11 protein-coding genes and 1 pseudogene are annotated in these 15,374 nt (G+C 56.8%); 9 read left to right on the top strand and 3 right to left on the bottom strand.

Annotation, left to right across the window (positions count from 1 at the left end):
- Window positions 1–52: 52 nt before the first annotated feature.
- Window positions 53–1,855 carry an RNA polymerase sigma factor gene (locus tag Q0V70_RS03355; RefSeq protein WP_297345977.1) on the top strand — a complete coding sequence of 601 codons (1,803 nt, stop codon included), beginning with the start codon at window positions 53–55 and terminating at the stop codon, window positions 1,853–1,855.
- Window positions 1,856–2,522: 667 nt separating this feature from the next.
- Window positions 2,523–4,187 carry a cell wall-binding repeat-containing protein gene (locus Q0V70_RS03350; RefSeq protein WP_297588355.1) on the top strand — a complete coding sequence of 555 codons (1,665 nt, stop codon included), beginning with the start codon at window positions 2,523–2,525 and terminating at the stop codon, window positions 4,185–4,187.
- 254 nt (window positions 4,188–4,441) lie between these two features.
- On the opposite strand, the gene Q0V70_RS03345 is transcribed toward Q0V70_RS03350, so the two are convergent.
- The gene (locus Q0V70_RS03345; RefSeq protein WP_211575656.1) at window positions 4,442–4,918 is read right to left on the bottom strand and encodes a GNAT family N-acetyltransferase; all 477 of its coding nucleotides are present in this window, start codon (window positions 4,916–4,918) and stop codon (window positions 4,442–4,444) included.
- A gap of 135 nt (window positions 4,919–5,053) precedes the next feature.
- On the opposite strand from Q0V70_RS03345, the gene Q0V70_RS03340 reads away from it, so the two are divergent.
- Window positions 5,054–7,165 carry a type IIA DNA topoisomerase subunit B gene (locus Q0V70_RS03340; protein WP_297588349.1) on the top strand — a complete coding sequence of 704 codons (2,112 nt, stop codon included), beginning with the start codon at window positions 5,054–5,056 and terminating at the stop codon, window positions 7,163–7,165.
- Between the two features lie 94 nt (window positions 7,166–7,259).
- Entirely contained in the window at window positions 7,260–8,342 is a 1,083-nt protein-coding gene (locus Q0V70_RS03335; protein ID WP_297588347.1) for an N-acetyltransferase, read from the top strand.
- 86 nt (window positions 8,343–8,428) lie between these two features.
- On the opposite strand, the gene Q0V70_RS03330 is transcribed toward Q0V70_RS03335, so the two are convergent.
- Entirely contained in the window at window positions 8,429–10,975 is a 2,547-nt protein-coding gene (locus tag Q0V70_RS03330; RefSeq protein ID WP_297588345.1) for a DNA topoisomerase (ATP-hydrolyzing) subunit A, read from the bottom strand.
- 77 nt (window positions 10,976–11,052) lie between these two features.
- Here Q0V70_RS03330 and Q0V70_RS03325 point away from each other — a divergent pair, with 77 nt between their 5' ends.
- Window positions 11,053–12,228 (top strand): alkaline phosphatase family protein, encoded by a 1,176-nt coding sequence (locus Q0V70_RS03325; RefSeq protein WP_297588343.1) that lies wholly within the window; start codon window positions 11,053–11,055, stop codon window positions 12,226–12,228.
- A 9-nt stretch (window positions 12,229–12,237) separates the two neighbouring features.
- On the opposite strand, the gene sepH is transcribed toward Q0V70_RS03325, so the two are convergent.
- A complete protein-coding gene (gene sepH, locus Q0V70_RS03320) occupies window positions 12,238–13,323 on the bottom strand; it encodes a septation protein SepH (RefSeq protein WP_297588341.1) in 1,086 nt (361 codons plus the stop codon).
- A 139-nt stretch (window positions 13,324–13,462) separates the two neighbouring features.
- Here sepH and Q0V70_RS03315 point away from each other — a divergent pair, with 139 nt between their 5' ends.
- The 4 genes and pseudogenes from Q0V70_RS03315 to Q0V70_RS03300 all read left to right on the top strand — a co-directional run.
- On the top strand, window positions 13,463–13,768 hold the full coding sequence (locus tag Q0V70_RS03315; RefSeq protein WP_282921665.1) for a DUF4193 domain-containing protein: 306 nt from the start codon (window positions 13,463–13,465) through the stop codon (window positions 13,766–13,768).
- Window positions 13,768–14,475, top strand: coding sequence for a DUF3710 domain-containing protein (locus Q0V70_RS03310; RefSeq protein ID WP_297588339.1), 708 nt, complete (start codon window positions 13,768–13,770; stop codon window positions 14,473–14,475). The genes Q0V70_RS03315 and Q0V70_RS03310 overlap by 1 nt, the downstream gene beginning before the upstream one ends.
- A 27-nt stretch (window positions 14,476–14,502) precedes the next feature.
- On the top strand, window positions 14,503–14,754 hold the full coding sequence (locus Q0V70_RS03305) for a hypothetical protein (protein WP_297588337.1): 252 nt from the start codon (window positions 14,503–14,505) through the stop codon (window positions 14,752–14,754).
- A pseudogene (locus Q0V70_RS03300) lies at window positions 14,751–15,368 on the top strand (DUF3159 domain-containing protein); the annotation flags it as partial. The gene Q0V70_RS03305 and the pseudogene Q0V70_RS03300, both read left to right, overlap by 4 nt.
- Window positions 15,369–15,374: the final 6 nt, after the last annotated feature.

Here is a 15,374-nt window from a genome sequence, read left to right as displayed (position 1 = left end):
ATAATTGTGCCTTGTACGTTTTGAAACAAATCCTCAATGCGAAAGGTTCTCGGTGTCTACCAGCGAAAAGCCTATTGAAAATCAAGGCGAAACCAGCACTTCCACCACTCGTAAGACTGCCGGTAAGTCAGCAGCAGCCACCAAGGCTGGTTCCACTACTAGAAAAGCCACCACCAGGTCTGCGGCAGGACAGAAAGCCTCGACGACACGGTCGGATACGAAATCAACCGGCAAGTCTTCGACGAAAGCCAAGGCCACGACCGGAAACCAGAGCACCGCAGCGAAAGCCACCAAGACTACTGCGAAAACCAGTGCAAAGACTGGCACGAAAACTTCTGCGAAAACTACCTCTAAACCGGCCGCTAAGACCTCCACGAAGACTACGGCCAAAGCGACCACCAAGGCTAGTGCAAAATCTGGCGAGAAAACGACACCGAAAGCCAGCGCGCGCTCTGCTGCTAAAACAACCGCGAAAGCCGGGACCAAGCAGGCAGCGAATAAACAGAGTACCGCCCGTAAAACCCGGGCCACCAAGGCAAGCGCCACAGCGACTGGCACAGGAGCGAAGCGGAAGAAGTCAGTAACAGATCAAGAATTACCCGAAGAGTCTGTAAAAACTCAGGCGCTAGACCCTGAGGACGAAATCGAGGAAGAAGTCGAAGACAAAGACAACGAACCTGATGAAGGCGAACTGGAAGACCCGGAAATCGCGGATGAGGACTTAGAAAACCTCGAGGACGACGACGAGACTGACGAGGAAGAAGACTCAGACAGCGAAGAAGACGCTGAAGAAACCGAGGACGAGGACACTTCCCGCGAGGACAAGTCGAAAGACAGCGACGCCAAGCAGGATTCTAAAACTAAAAACTCGACGAGTGCGGAATACACCCTTTCAGAAAAAGACGATGCGGACGAGCCGGCTCAAAAAGTTACCGTAGCTGGGGCGACTTCCGATCCGGTTAAGGATTACCTGAAGCAAATTGGTAAAGTCGCGCTGCTGAACGCGGAACAGGAAGTGGACCTGTCCAAGCGAATTGAGGCTGGACTCTACGCGGAACACCTGTTGAAAACCAAGCAGGAAACCATGACTCCGAAAGAGATTCGGGAACTGCACTATGTGGTTCAAGACGGGCAAATGGCCAAGAACCACCTGCTGGAGGCGAACCTGCGTCTGGTGGTAGCACTGGCAAAGAAATATACCGGGCGCGGTATGTTGTTCCTTGACTTGATTCAAGAGGGCAACCTGGGCCTGATTCGCGCGGTGGAAAAGTTCGATTATTCCAAGGGCTACAAGTTCTCGACCTACGCAACCTGGTGGATTCGTCAGGCCATCACCCGCGCGATGGCGGACCAGGCGCGCACGATTCGTATCCCCGTTCACATGGTGGAAGTCATCAATAAACTGGCGCGGGTGCAGCGCCAAATGCTGCAGGATCTGGGACGCGAACCCACCCCAGACGAGTTGGCGCAAGAACTCGAGATGACCCCGGAAAAGGTCGTGGAAGTCCAGAAATACGGTCGCGAGCCGATTTCCCTGCACACCCCGCTGGGCGAGGACGGAGACTCCGAATTCGGGGATTTGATTGAAGATTCCGAAGCAGTGGTTCCCGCCGATGCGGTCAGCTTTATGATGCTCCAAGAACAGCTGCAGCGTGTCTTGGACACGTTGAGCGAGCGGGAATCCGGCGTGATTGCCATGCGTTTCGGTCTTAAAGATGGTCAGCCCAAGACGTTGGACGAAATCGGGCGCCGCTACGGGGTCACTCGCGAGCGTATCCGCCAGATTGAGGCCAAGACGATGTCCAAGCTGCGCCACCCGGCTCGTTCTCAGTCTTTGCGCGATTACTTGAACTAATAGCGACCCCTGTGCGCGATGGCATCGCGTAGTGAGTGAGCCATCGCGTTAATGGCGGAGGCGGCTAAAAGCGACGTCCGGGGGACGTCGCGCCGCCGTAGCTCCAAAGCAGAAAAGAACTATCGCGTTAGTGGCGTATCGGTTTTAGTGGTGGGCGCTTCGTCGCTGGGGGCGCTCGCGAGAGGCGGAAGGGGGAGTGCCCCCTCGCGTTTTGCACGACTATTGTCGCAAAACGCTCACCCCCCAGCCTCTCGCTGAGTCGCCCCCTTGCTCCGGTCGCGCCCGACGCCCAGTTCGTCTTGCGTTTGCGGATAAAATGTGGGATTTGGGCTGCAGCTGCCATTATTGGCAGCTGCAGCCCAAATCTCCCTAGTTATCCACGCAGGGGAATCTAGCAGGTGTGCATGAATGACCTATTTCTTTTCGCTTTGGCGCACCCTGATTCAGCTGGAAACGGGTCTACCAGTGACTTTGCAAAAGCTCGGGGGAGCCGCGGGGCGGATTTTGGTTTGAAATCGGTCGTTAGTGCATATGCCCTCCCAGCCGGGGTGAGGGGTTTGGTTTTGTGTCGGTGTGGTGTTCGCTGGTGGTGAACAGCATGCGGGGGGGGGGGGTATTTTCTTAGCATTTTGTTACCCAGGTTTTTTCTAACGTTAGGAGTTTGGTTATGGGTGTGAAGAGATGGCTGGTGGGGCTGGTTGCGGCTGGTTCCATGCTTGGTTTGGCTGGTGTGTCGGTAGCACCGGCGGTGGCTGGTGAGTTGGCTCATGAGCGTTTGGCTGGCCCGTCTGGGGTGGAGACCTCGTTGGCGGTGGCGAAACATACGTGGGGAACCACGTGGTCGGTGGTGTATGTGGCGTCTAATCGTAACCCGGTGGATGCGCTACCGGCAGCGACTATTGGGGACGGTCCGGTGGTGTTGACTGATGGTAAGAGTCTGAATCTGGGTGGGGTGAAACCCGGCAAGATTGTGTTGCTTGGTGGCGTGGGTGCGGTGCCGCAGGCTATTGAGGACCAGGCGAAAGCCAGCGGTGTGGAAGTCGTTCGTTTGGCGGGTGCGGATCGTAATGCTACGGCGGGGGCTATCGCGAAACAGTGGGTGAAGGTTAACGGTACCCCGAAGAATGTTTACATTACCAAGAATACTGGTTCGGGTTCTCCTGACGCGGTCGCAGCGAGCGTACTGCGTGATGGCCCGATTTTGACGTTTACGTCTGAGACTTCCGCGGCAGCCTTGCCCGGGGTTGTCTCTGAGTTGAAAGCCCCGAAAGTCACTGCCCTGGGTGGTGGGGCTGTCGTGCCCGATAGTGTGTTGAACACGGCTGCTGGTGGTAAGGCGACGGCTCGTTTGGCGGGGGCGAACCGGTATGAGACCGCGTTCACTATCGCTAAGTATGCTAAGGCTCAAAAGTCCGGCAGTGTCGTGTACCTGGCGTCGGGTACTGGGTTGAAAGACGCGATGGTCGCTGGAGCCGCCAAAGACGGGGTCATCCTGTTGAGTCCGGCTAACGGGGAGGGTGTGAAAGCAAAAGCTGACGTCCTGGGTGCTAGCAAACTGATGATTATCGGCGGGGCCGGAGTCATGCCCGATGCTACCGTCCAAGCCGCCACCACCGGCATCATCCCGAGATCTCAAATTTCAGTTAAAGACATGACTTGGGAAGATGCCAAGCAGCTTCCTATTATGCTAAATAATGGCAAAAAATACGTGACAGACCAACGAGATTTTCTTATAGACATATCATTAGGCTCTGCAGGGGGATTAGTTTATACGAAAACTGCCGAATTGTCAGTTAAAAAACATTATGAAAGGTTTGGTAGTGCCGCTGTGCTTGATAAATATGCGACAAATTGCATTAATCAGGTCTCGAAGAAATATGCCGTATTTGAGTTTAATGCCTCGCCGACTTCTTCATCTCCTTCAGATGCGTTTATGGGCTTCGAGAGCCCGATCAATAAAGATGTCATAAAATCGGAAATAATTAATGCAGCCTCTACTATCCCTCCTGATACATTGATTATGCTTGATACGCTGCGTGTGTCACAGTATGAGAAGGAAATTCAGGCTCAAGCCTTTTTTTCTATTATGCATTACTTTATGGTCAATTCTGGAGGTAGCGTTAAAATATTTGGAGTCGAATCAACTGATGATAATGAAATAGCATATATGAAGGGGGTAATTAGCCTCGAAGAATTTGCGAATCGAGCAGTATTAAAATATACTCTCTCGCTCTATGATGGGGAAATACATTACCAGAACCCTTCTAATCCAGCTTATTATAAATACAATTTCAGCTGCAATGGCGGACCTGATGTTTCCAGCGAACGATAATTGAAGCGTCCTGAGTTTTTGTTCCTACTCGTTCGAAAACAATCCGCACTGGTTTTTTATAGATTACAGCATCTGAAACTGGCTGATGGTCAGAAACTCGCATTCCTGACCATGTTGGGGGTGTCTGCCAGATGGCAGACACCCCCAACACATTTATGCCAACAATTGAGCACAAATTATTGCCCGGAGCCCAGCAGCACTATACAAAATCTCCGCGCGGTTCTTGGCGCGGTGCCAGCCGGTGCGGGCGGTGCTCAGCTCGGGTCAGACTCGCGCAGCATCTTAATGTGGGGGATATTGTCCTCCAAGTAGGGCTCAGAAATCTGGCGAAACCCGAGGTTTTCATAGAACCCCTGGGCATAGACCTGTCCCTCCAGATAGATGGCTTCGGCGTGGAAACGCTCTTGGGCCACGCGTATTCCCGCTTTCATGATTTCAGACCCCAAGCCCTGGCGGCGGCGCGCGGCAATGACGCGGCCGATTGCGACATATTCGCTCTCCACGCCGCGGTCCAAGACGCGCAGGTAAGCCAGAATCTCGCCGTCCTGTTCCAGCCACACGTGCAGAGAATCCTCATCGCGCCCATCAACTTCCGGGTAGGGGCAAGCCTGTTCGACTACGAAAACATCAACCCTGAGTTTCAAGATTGCATACAGTTCCGTGTTACTAAGCTGCGCAAAAGTCTTAACCTTCAGCTCCAAAGGTGACGCCTCCTGTGTCGTGGGTTTCATGCCTTATCGGCCTTTTAGTCTACCAGCGGTTTACCTGGACCACACAGAGCGAAAACCGAGAGCACGGGGGACAAAAAGCGGGTTGCTCGGCAAGGCAACCTGAACCGCGGCGTCGGTACGCATAGGATATAGCCCGTGGTTACAGCAAAAGATGTCTCTGATTACTCCGCCCACCACCTTTCCGTCTTGGAGGGGCTGGAGGCGGTGCGCAAGCGTCCCGCTATGTATATCGGCTCGACCGACAGGCGAGGACTCATGCACTGCCTGTGGGAAATCATCGACAACTCGGTTGATGAGGCCCTGGCGGGGTTCTGTGACCACATCGAAGTCGTGCTTTATCCCGATCATTCGGCGGAAGTGCGCGACAACGGACGCGGGGTGCCGATAGACGAAGTGCCCGGCACGGGCTTGAGCGGTGTGGAAGTCGTGTACACAAAACTGCACGCGGGCGGCAAGTTCGATGCCGGACTGTACAAGGTCGCGGGAGGCTTGCACGGGGTGGGAGCCTCAGTGGTCAACGCCCTGTCCGCCCGTATGGACGTGGCGGTAGACCGGGGCGGTTATACTCACAGTCTGCAGTTTCGCCGGGGCGAACCCGGGGTGTTCAGTGACACGGAGGAACTGAACCCCAACAACGATTTCCGGCCTTTCGAGGATTCCTCCAAGTTGACGAAACTTGGCAAGGTTAAGAAAGGCACCACCGGGACTCGGGTCCGCTTCTGGGCGGACTACCAGATTTTCCCCAAGGACGTTGACTTCAGTTATGAGGACCTGTCCAACCGGGCGCGCAAAACTTCGTTCCTGGTTCCCGGCCTAGCCATCACTGTGACCGACCTGCGCGGGGAGGAACCCCTCACCGATACGTTCTTGCACAAGGGCGGTACGGTCGACTTTGTGGACTATCTCGCGCCGGACCGGGCCATCACTGACACCTGGCAGCTGCAGGGGAGCGGTACCTTTACGGAGATTGTGCAAGTACCGAACCAAAAGACGGGGCATTTGGAGCCTAAAGAGATGGAGCGCACCTGTGAGGTTGACGTGGCGCTGCGCTGGGGAGTGGGCTATGACACCGTGGAACAAAGCTACGTGAACATTATCGAGACCCCGGTCGGTGGCACGCACCTGGCCGGCTTCGAGGCAGGACTGGTGAAAACCCTACGCGCGGCAATCCAAGCCAACTCGCGGCGCCTGAAACTGGGCGCTAAAGAATCGAAAATCGAGAAAGAAGACATTCTGGCGGGCATGACCGCCATCATCACCGTGCGCCTGCCCGAACCGGAATTTGAGGGGCAAACGAAAGAAGCCCTGGGCAGCGCCAAAGTTAAGCCGATTGTGACCAAAGTCGTAACTGAGGGGCTCGAAGCGAAACTGAATTCCCGGAAGCGCGAGGACAAGAACCAAGTTTCCGCCCTTCTGGACAAAATCGTGGCCGAGATGCGTTCGCGCCTGTCCGCCCGGCTGTCCAAAGAAATCACGCGGCGGAAAAACGCGTTGGAAACCTCGACCCTTCCGACGAAACTTGTGGATTGCCGCAGTGACGATGTTCAGAAATCCGAGCTGTTTATCGTGGAGGGCGATTCTGCGCTCGGCACCGCGAAAGCCGCCCGGAACTCCGAATTCCAAGCCCTGTTCCCGATTCGCGGCAAAATCCTCAACGTGCAAAAGACCGGAACCGCCCAGATGCTGGCGAACGCGGAGTGCGCAGCGATTATCCAGGTCCTTGGGGCCGGGTCGGGGCGGACTTTTGACATTTCACAAGCCCGGTACGGCAAAGTCATCATGATGACGGATGCGGACGTGGATGGGGCGCATATCCGCACGCTGCTGTTGACCCTGTTCTTCCGCTATATGCGGCCCATGATTGCCGCAGGTCGGGTTTTTGCGGCCGTTCCGCCGCTGCACCGGATTCAGGTCAACGCGAAAGGCAAGACGCCGGGCGAGTTCCGCTACACCTATTCCGAGGAACAGCTGCACAAAGAACTGGGGAAACTGGAGCAGACCGGGCGAACCTATAAGGAACCCATTCAGCGCTACAAGGGCCTGGGCGAGATGGACGCCGACCAGTTGGCAGAAACGACCATGGATCCGTTACATCGCACGCTGCGGAGAATCCGTTTAAGTGATGAAGCCGCTGTCAACCGGGCGGAAGAAGTCTTTGAACTGTTGATGGGTTCGGCGGTGCCGCCGCGGCGGGAATTCATCATCGAGGGAGCCTCCAAGTTGGACGCCGAGATGATTGACGCCTAGAATCGTCAGATAAGCTCCAGGTTTATATGCGGTTTTTTCACCGGTCGCATTAACCGAGCTCACGGCAACGGCTCCTAACAAGCGAGGGAGAGACTTGGCTCAACTTTTTGCGTATCCAGCTGCCACTCCAGGCATCACCTGGAAACCGCTGGAAGCCGCGCATAAGCGGGACCTGATGCGGCTCATAGTCGATATGGAACGTATCGACAATCCGCCCTATCGCACTTCGCAGGCAGAAGTTGATTCGATTTTTCAATCCGATTTTTGTGGCCTGAGCGCTTGGGACCAGGACTCGCGGATGGTCGCCTACGCCATCGTACGTGTCGAGGAAACCGATGGATTCCAGGCGGTTTGTTCCGGGGGCGTGGAGGCGAGTTGGCGGAATCGCGGAGTCGGTTCCATCATTTTCCAATGGGAAGTTCAAACCGCTCACGCCATGCTGGCGGAAAAGCCGCGACCGGCCCAGATTGTGTGTTTCGTGGATCGAGCGGCGAGAGATGCGGCGCACCAACTGCAGGAGAATGGTTTTCAGCCCGCCCATACTTACCTGGAACTGCGCCGAGATTTGGCAGCACCGGGGGAACTGGTGGCACCCGGCCAGTATCTGGAAATTATCCCGTGGTCTGCGGATTTCGATGACCATGTGCGCCGGGCTCACAATGAGTTGATGGCTCTGGCGACGGGGGCTCCCGCCCAAGATTTGCAAACGTGGCAGTCGAATCGGCCTTTCTTTGCTCCACAGTGGTCTTTTATAGCCTTGGACAAGTCCAGCGATGTCGCCGAGGTCGCGGGTTATCTGCTTTCCGCTCGCTACGAGCAGGACTGGGAGGCGATGGGGTTCACCCAAGGCTATACCGAAATCCTGGGAGTTTTGCCCGATTATGCGGAAACACAGGTCGCCGCGGCACTGCTGTCACACGCCATTGCGGCTTACCAGGAATCGGGAATGCAGTTCGCGGCGGTGGGGTTGGATCAAGAAAACCCGACCGAAGTCGCAAAACTTTATACTGACTTTGGGTATGAAGTTACGGGAGGCTCGACCGAGTGGGTGGTGAACCTGCCTGCTGAGGAACAAAAACCCGTGGACCCCACAGTTTTACGCGAAGAAGTCGCCCAGATGAACCGTCAGTCAGCCGCCGCGTTGCCGACTAGAAAAAGAGAGAAAAACGGGGCGTAAGGCTCTCTAAACCCCGTCGCGCGCGCAACGCCACCGCCTTCGGCGGACTCCACCAAGCCGAAAAGGAAATATATTAAAATCCGGTATCAACCGAAATAGGCGATGTTAGATTTTAAGTTCGAGCCGGAACCATCGCGGCGTTCATCCAACTCCGGCAGCTTGACCGGTTTTCCTTTGGCATCTACGGCATGAATCGGATCCGGACCAACAAAGGCCATATCGAGCGCGTACTCGCCCTTGAGGAAACGCTGCACTCGCACCCCTTGTGCGCCCCGGCCCTTCACGGGATAGCGATCCAAAGGCGTGAGCTTAATGGAACTTTGATTTGCTCCGGGCATGGCGTTCATGATGGCAGCGACGGTAGCCACGGTGGTGGCCGCAACCAGCTCATCAGGGACGATAGCTCCGGCAATGACCTGCGTATGGTCTTTCAGGCTCATGCCTGCGACCCCGCCCGCGTTGCGGCCCTGGGGCCGAACTTTATTTGCTGGGGTGCGCAATAACTGAGCATCCGTTGAAATCATCACGATTTGGGCGTCGTCCGGGCAAGCTCCGGCGTAGACCAGCTGGTCCGTGCCTTCCAGATTGATGATGGTGAAGCGGTTTTGGGTACTGGGATAGTCCGGCCGCATCCGCTTCACGATGCCCTGTTCAGTCATCATTCCCACCGTTTCATCTTCATCCAAGGTGAGGATGCCAACCACGGTTTCCCCATCCTCCAGTCGAGCTGCGGCTGACAGTTGCGGAGCGCCGTCAAAAGACCAAGGGGGTGCGCTTTCTGCGAGGCTCTCCACAACGTTGGCCTCCCCGCTCGCCGTCTGAGCCGAATCTGTGGACTCGGCATCGCCGGAGCTGGCAGAGCTCGCCAGCGGGGACTTTTCCCCCGGAGGAAGATTCAACACGTCCAGACGCACCACAAAACCCGATGAGGTGACGACACCGAAAGAACCGCGTGTATGGGTCAGAATAGAGCCGGCGATCGTGCTGTTGAATCCCTCTAAGCGCGTCACGGGACCGGTATGAGCCAAGCGGATAGCCCGCCCGTCGGCACCCAGGACAATCCGACACGGCACATCGGGGACCTCCAAAGGCACATCCGTAACCGTCATCGCCCCCAGAACTGGCAACGCGGCATCTTCAGAGGCCGCCACCGCCGAACCGTCCTCCTCCATCAACACGGTACGCCGCGGCGTGGACAGCTTCGCGGCAGTCTGACGCAAATCAGTTCGCACCACGTCATGCAGTTTCTCCGTTGACGCCAAAATCTGTTCCAGCTCGGCAATCGCTTGGCGCAGCTCGTCAGCCTCCGCCTCCAGTTCCAGCCGGGAAAACTTGGTCAAACGGCGCAACCGCAGCTCCAGAATGAACTCCGCCTGGGCTTCGGACAAATCGAATACCGCCATCAAACGTTGGCGGGCCGCGGTGGAATCATCGGAGGTCCGAATGACCTCGATGACTTCATCCAGGTTCAGCACGGCAATGAGCAATCCATCGACCAGATGCAGGCGTTCCTGTTTTTTCTTTAGGCGGAATTCGCTGCGTCGGCGCGTGACCTCAACACGATGATCGACGAACACCTGCAGCGCTGCTTTCAGACCCAGCGTGCGCGGCTGACCATCGACCAGGGCGACGGTATTGATGCCGAAAGATTCCTGCAGGGGAGTGTACTTGTACAGCGAAGCTAAAACAGCTTCGGGATGGAAACCGTTCTTGACTTCGACTACCAGGCGCATTCCGTGAGTCCGGTCGGACAAATCCTGCCAGCCCGAAACGCCTTTGACCTTGCCGGAGCTGACGGTTTCTTTCAGCTTTTCCGCGACCCTTTCGGGGCCGACTTGGTAAGGCAGTTCAGTAATGACAATGCCGCGCTTACGGGCAGTGACTTGCTCGATTGTGGCCCGGGCACGAGTGGTGAAGATACCTCTGCCGGTTTCGTAGGCTTCGCGGATTCCGTCCAAGCCCACAATAATTCCGCCGCCGGGAAGGTCCGGGCCGGGGCAGTACTTCATGAGTTCCGCGGTATCGGCTTGCGGATGATCCAGCAGGTAGATGGCGGCGTTGATGGTTTCACCTACATTGTGGGGCGGAATGTTGGTGGCCATGCCTACCGCGATACCGTTCGCGCCGTTGACCAGCAGGTTCGGGAAAGCGGCGGGGAGTACCGCGGGCTGGGTGAGCTGATTGTCATAGTTCGGCACAAAGTCGACGACGTCCTCGTCCAAGTCGTCCACCAGAGCCAGGGCGGCGGGAGCCAGACGAGCCTCGGTGTAGCGCGCGGCGGCAGGACCGTCATCCAGCGAACCAAAGTTGCCGTGACCATCGATAAGCGGCACACGCATGGTGAAAGGTTGCGCCAGACGCACCAGGGCATCGTAGATGGCTGAGTCTCCGTGCGGGTGCAGTTTGCCCATGACGTCGCCCACGACGCGCTGCGACTTCACGTGCCCCTTGTCCGGGGTCAAGCCCATCTGTTTCATCTGGAACAGGATGCGGCGCTGGACCGGTTTCAGCCCGTCTTTCGCATCGGGCAGGGCGCGCGCGTGAATGACTGAATAGGCATATTCCAGGAAGGAGTGCTCCATTTCCTCGTTAATGTCGATGTCTTGGATGCGTTCGAGGGAGGAGTCAGACATGACACTAATTCTTACGAAGTTTCCCGCTCTTGCGCCGCTTGCCACACCGGCGAGGCCGGAAATGATTGAATGGAAGGGTGAGTGAGACGGAATTTCACACCGAAATCATGGCTGCGAACGATCCTGATTTACGCCTTGATGCCCTACTGGAAAGCGAGTTCGCGGCTGCCGGCTGGTCTCCCTTGCCCCAGGGGCTCACTGCGGAACCTGATGCGGCTGGCAACCCCGCTGGTGTCCCCATCGTCCTCGTGTTGATTGACGGACTGGGGTGGTGGAACCTGAACGAATATTTGGGACACGCGCCGAACTTACGTGCTTTGGTGAAAAACGCCGCTGCCTCAGGGCAGCCTCTGACTGGCCGCAGCGTGTGCCCCTCCACTACCGCAGCCGCTATTACTTCCACCCTGACCGGGCTGGTCCCCGGACGTCACAATATGTTGTCCTATCAGCTGATAGACCCGGTAGCACGGGCGAAATTTAGCTTGATTACTTTCGAGGAGTACCCGGGAAGGGTGGAGGAATTCCAAACCGAACCGACTTGGTTTGAACGCCTCAACGCCGCGAAAATTCCGGCTTTCGCGTTGGGGCCGAAAAAATTTATCGGCGGTGGACTGACGCGGGCTGCTCTGCGGGGCGCCACATATGTGGCTTCGGAAAACTTGGATGCGCGAGCCCGTGACGCCGTAACCGTGTCCAAGCAGGGCGGACTGACATATTTCTATATGGCAGAAGTCGATCATGCCGGACACGGTTACGGGGTGGGGTCGGATAAGTGGGTGAAAAACCTGGAAAAGGCTGATCGCGCCATTGGAATCATGCTGGACAGTCTGGCTCCTGGCGTGAGGGTCATCGTTACCGCGGACCACGGCATGTTAAACACGTCCCCAGAGGTCACCGTGGATTTGGCGAACACTGCGGCGGCAGAATTCATTGCGGACGCCAGCGGAGAGGGACGCGCCTTGCACCTCCACGCCAAACCGGGAGCCGCCGCGGCGCTGCAAGTTAGTCTGCAGACGCTGTTGGGGCCAGCCAAAGTCTTAAATCGAGACGAAACTGAGACGTTATTTGCCTCCTATAACGGCACCACGGTGCGCCGGCGGGAACTGTTGGGAGACGTGGTCGTATTCGCTGCAGGGACAGGTCAGACCTTGGATTCACGCTTTTTCAAAAGTCAGGTATTCCAGATGAAAGGCCTGCACGGAGGCTTGAGTGAACAGGAAATGCGCGTCCCGATGCTGCGTTATTGCAGCTGAGAGTCTATCTCAGTCGGCTTTAGAGCCGAATAAAATTTCGTCCCATGAGGGCATGGCGGCACGTCCCCGGCGTGCGGTGTGTTTACCGCTGTCGGCGGGGGCTGAAGCCGGATTCGGCTGCAAATCTTCCATGCCCGGTAGCAGACCGGTTTCTGTCGGCTGCGCGGGTGGCTGAGCAGATTTGGAGGACTGGCGTTTCGCGGCATCGAGGGATAGGACGTCTGCATCAGGCTGGATTGAGGAGGCATCCGAGGCGGGGGCGGCTGGCGGAGCGGCCTCAGCATCGGGGGAAAATCCGGAGGCAATAGCTGCCTCCATCGCGGAAACATCGTCCTCTTCATCGCCGGTCACTACGGAAAGACGGGTTCCCCGGGCGGCATTGAGCTCATCGAGCAAGGCTTCGGTAGCGCTGGTTTCCGCAGACTGTGCCGGGACGGGTTTCGTAGCCGTGGTGGGGGAGGCCTCGGCCTCTGGGGTGGAACCGAAATGGAAATGTCCCCGGCTCAACAGAGCGTCCGAACCGGCCGGGGTGGCTGTCTCTGTCAGCCAGCGCGCCTGTTCATCCAACGCCGTCAACGTGTGGTTTTCGTGGTCAAAATCCCAGTTCGCCTCCAGCGCTTTGGCATCCTGTACAAACTCCAGGTGGACCAGCCAATTTTCGCCGGGCTGCCGAGTAGCATCCCAAATTAGGGAAGATGGGCTGACCCCGCGGGTGGCCAGGCGGTCTATCACCAGTTCACCCAAGGCCGGAGCATCTTTGTCCGGAGCTACACGAGTTTCTTGAGCCTGACGGGCGGCATAAATCCGTTCCGCCATAACCGGGGCTTCGTATCGTTTGACCTGATCCAAGTCCAGACCGGCGCTAGTGGCGACTTCTTGGGCGGTGGCGCCGCCGCGAATCAAGGTTTGGATGTCTTTGGGACGCAAGTCCTGAGTGTCAGAGGCAGACAGGGCTGCCACCACTTTCCGGCGCTGTTGGCGCACAATGGAACGCAGCTCTTCGTCGAGGGGTAAAAGAAAGCGCTCACCGTCTGTGTCAACCAAGACAAGGTGTTCGCCGTCGGTGTGAATTCCAAGCAAAGAAAGACTGCGCATATTTCCTCCTAAACTAAACATTGCCAAAATCATAGGCAGTTTTCACGTCAACCCGCCGTAGCGTTGCCGAGAGGTCGCAATTTCCTTAAAGTAGTGCTAATATCGCGACGCACCAAAACTATTATTTTAAGGGAGTGCAATGGCTACCGATTACGATGCCCCGCGCAAGCGAGACGAGGAAAACCCGGAGGAATCTCTCGAGGAGTTAAAAACTCAGCGAAAAAATTCCGAAGATGCTTCCGTTGATGAGGACGAAAATGAAGCTGCGGATTCCTTCGAGTTGCCTGGCGCGGACCTTTCCAACGAAGAACTCTCAGTTCGCGTAGTTCCCAAGCAAGACGATGAATTCGTGTGTTCGCAATGCTTCATTGTGCATCATGCGTCCCAGCTGGCTGGGGAAGAAAACGGCCAGCCGGTGTGCATGGATTGTGCGGGTGTAGCCTGATGGGACTGTTCTCTAAGAAACGTAAGACGGATGAATCCCCCAGTGAGCTCGAGGACGATTCCGCCAGCGAAGTAAAAACGGATACATCCGCCTCGGTGTCGACCGCATCTGATGCTCCGGGGACGAAAGAACAGCCCGCAGGACCCCTGGACGTCAAACAACTTGGTGACCAGGACACCTCCCAGTATGCGGACTTTGGAGTGTTCCTGCTGCCACAGATTCCTGGGCTGGCGGTTCATCCCGAATCTCCCCTGGATGAAAAAACTTTTGGCTCTCTGACCATGCAGATTGGTAAGGCGGCGGTAGAGTTGCTGGCGGTAGCTGCACCTAAGTCGAAACGCCTGTGGCCCGAGCTTCGTGCGCAGGTACGCGGAGAAACCACCGCTGCGGGCAACACTTGTGATGAACGCGAGGGTAGTTTCGGCACGGAACTGTTTGTGCAGTTAGCGGCGCAAGACGCCCAAGGCAACCGGGGGCGCGTGCAGGTTCGCTATTGCGGAGTGGACGGCCCGAACTGGTTTGTGCGTCTAGTCTTTAACGGCATGGTGCAAGCCGAGGACCCGGATTTGCAAGCCCTAGAACAGGCTGTTCGTCAGGTCGTGGTGGTGCGTGGTTCTCGGCCGATGAGCCCCCGCTCGGTTATTCCCGTGGTTTTGCCCGACGACTTGGCGCGTCAGCTGGCGGCTCTGCGCGATCAACAGGCCTAGCCGCAGCGCAAACAAAGCGAGTTCACCATGTCACCGCGTCAACAGATAACCCGGGTCGGCACCGTGCTTTCCAGGTCTTTCCTGTCTCCTTCTGACGTGCCGTCTTTCCGGGTTTGCCTGGAGACCGCAGGAGGGTTCATCAACGTGCGCTGGCTGGGACGGATGGAAGTTCCCGGAGTGACCTTGGGACGCCGCCTGCAAGTGTGTGGAATCCCGTTGCAGGGCGAGGACGGGGTGGAACTGATAAACCCGGATTATCACTTCTTGGGGGACAAATGAGCGAGGAAAAAGACCAGGAAGCAGTCACAGCTGGACTCAACGAATTCAAGGATGCTCTGGGTCGAAACATGGGGGGCAGACTGGACGCCGAAGAATTCTCCCTGCGCCAAGCGGTAGGAGGGTGGCGCGGCATAGTCGAGTCCATCGGCCCCACGCTGGTGTTCGTGGTGGCGTTCGTGGCTGGCTGGGACGTCATGAAGGCCGGGGCGGTTTCCCTGGGATTTGCCGTGGGTTTGATTATCGCGCGGCTCATTGGGCATTCCTCGATTATGCAGGCGTTTGCGGGATTCTGGGTCGTCATCATCGGTGTGCTGTGGGCCATGTTCAGCGGCAAAGGCGAAAACTACTTTTTGATGAGCTTAATCATTAACGCGGTTTATGCCAGCGTGATTCTGGTGTCGATTTTGGTGCGTTTCCCCGTTATCGGTCTGCTGGTCGGGTGGTTTCGCACCCAAGGCTTGAGCTGGCGGACAGATTCAAGGCTGAAAGCGGATAAGCAAGCATACTACGCTGTGACCGTCATCTGGCTGGGCGTTTTCCTGCTTCGTCTGGCTGTAAAAACGCCTCTCTACCTGGGAGGAAATGTCCCTTGGCTGGGAACTTTCCAGATTTTGTTGGGC

Source organism: uncultured Mobiluncus sp. (genome assembly GCF_947087965.1).
Lineage (GTDB): Bacteria > Actinomycetota > Actinomycetes > Actinomycetales > Actinomycetaceae > Mobiluncus.
The sequence above is the reverse complement of the archived record's forward strand: the minus strand, read 5'-3'. Positions and strand labels throughout refer to the sequence as shown.

Bases quoted from the DNA above. Each gene is read 5' to 3' on its own strand.
- Q0V70_RS03345 (WP_211575656.1), bottom strand. From the start codon at position 4,918: ATGAAACCCACGACACAGGAGGCGTCACCTTTGGAGCTGAAGGTTAAG.
- Q0V70_RS03350 (WP_297588355.1), top strand. From the start codon at position 2,523: ATGGGTGTGAAGAGATGGCTGGTGGGGCTGGTTGCGGCTGGTTCCATG.
- Q0V70_RS03305 (WP_297588337.1), top strand. From the start codon at position 14,503: ATGTCACCGCGTCAACAGATAACCCGGGTCGGCACCGTGCTTTCCAGG.
- Q0V70_RS03315 (WP_282921665.1), top strand. From the start codon at position 13,463: ATGGCTACCGATTACGATGCCCCGCGCAAGCGAGACGAGGAAAACCCG.
- sepH (WP_297588341.1), bottom strand. From the start codon at position 13,323: ATGCGCAGTCTTTCTTTGCTTGGAATTCACACCGACGGCGAACACCTT.
- Q0V70_RS03310 (WP_297588339.1), top strand. From the start codon at position 13,768: ATGGGACTGTTCTCTAAGAAACGTAAGACGGATGAATCCCCCAGTGAG.
- Q0V70_RS03330 (WP_297588345.1), bottom strand. From the start codon at position 10,975: ATGTCTGACTCCTCCCTCGAACGCATCCAAGACATCGACATTAACGAG.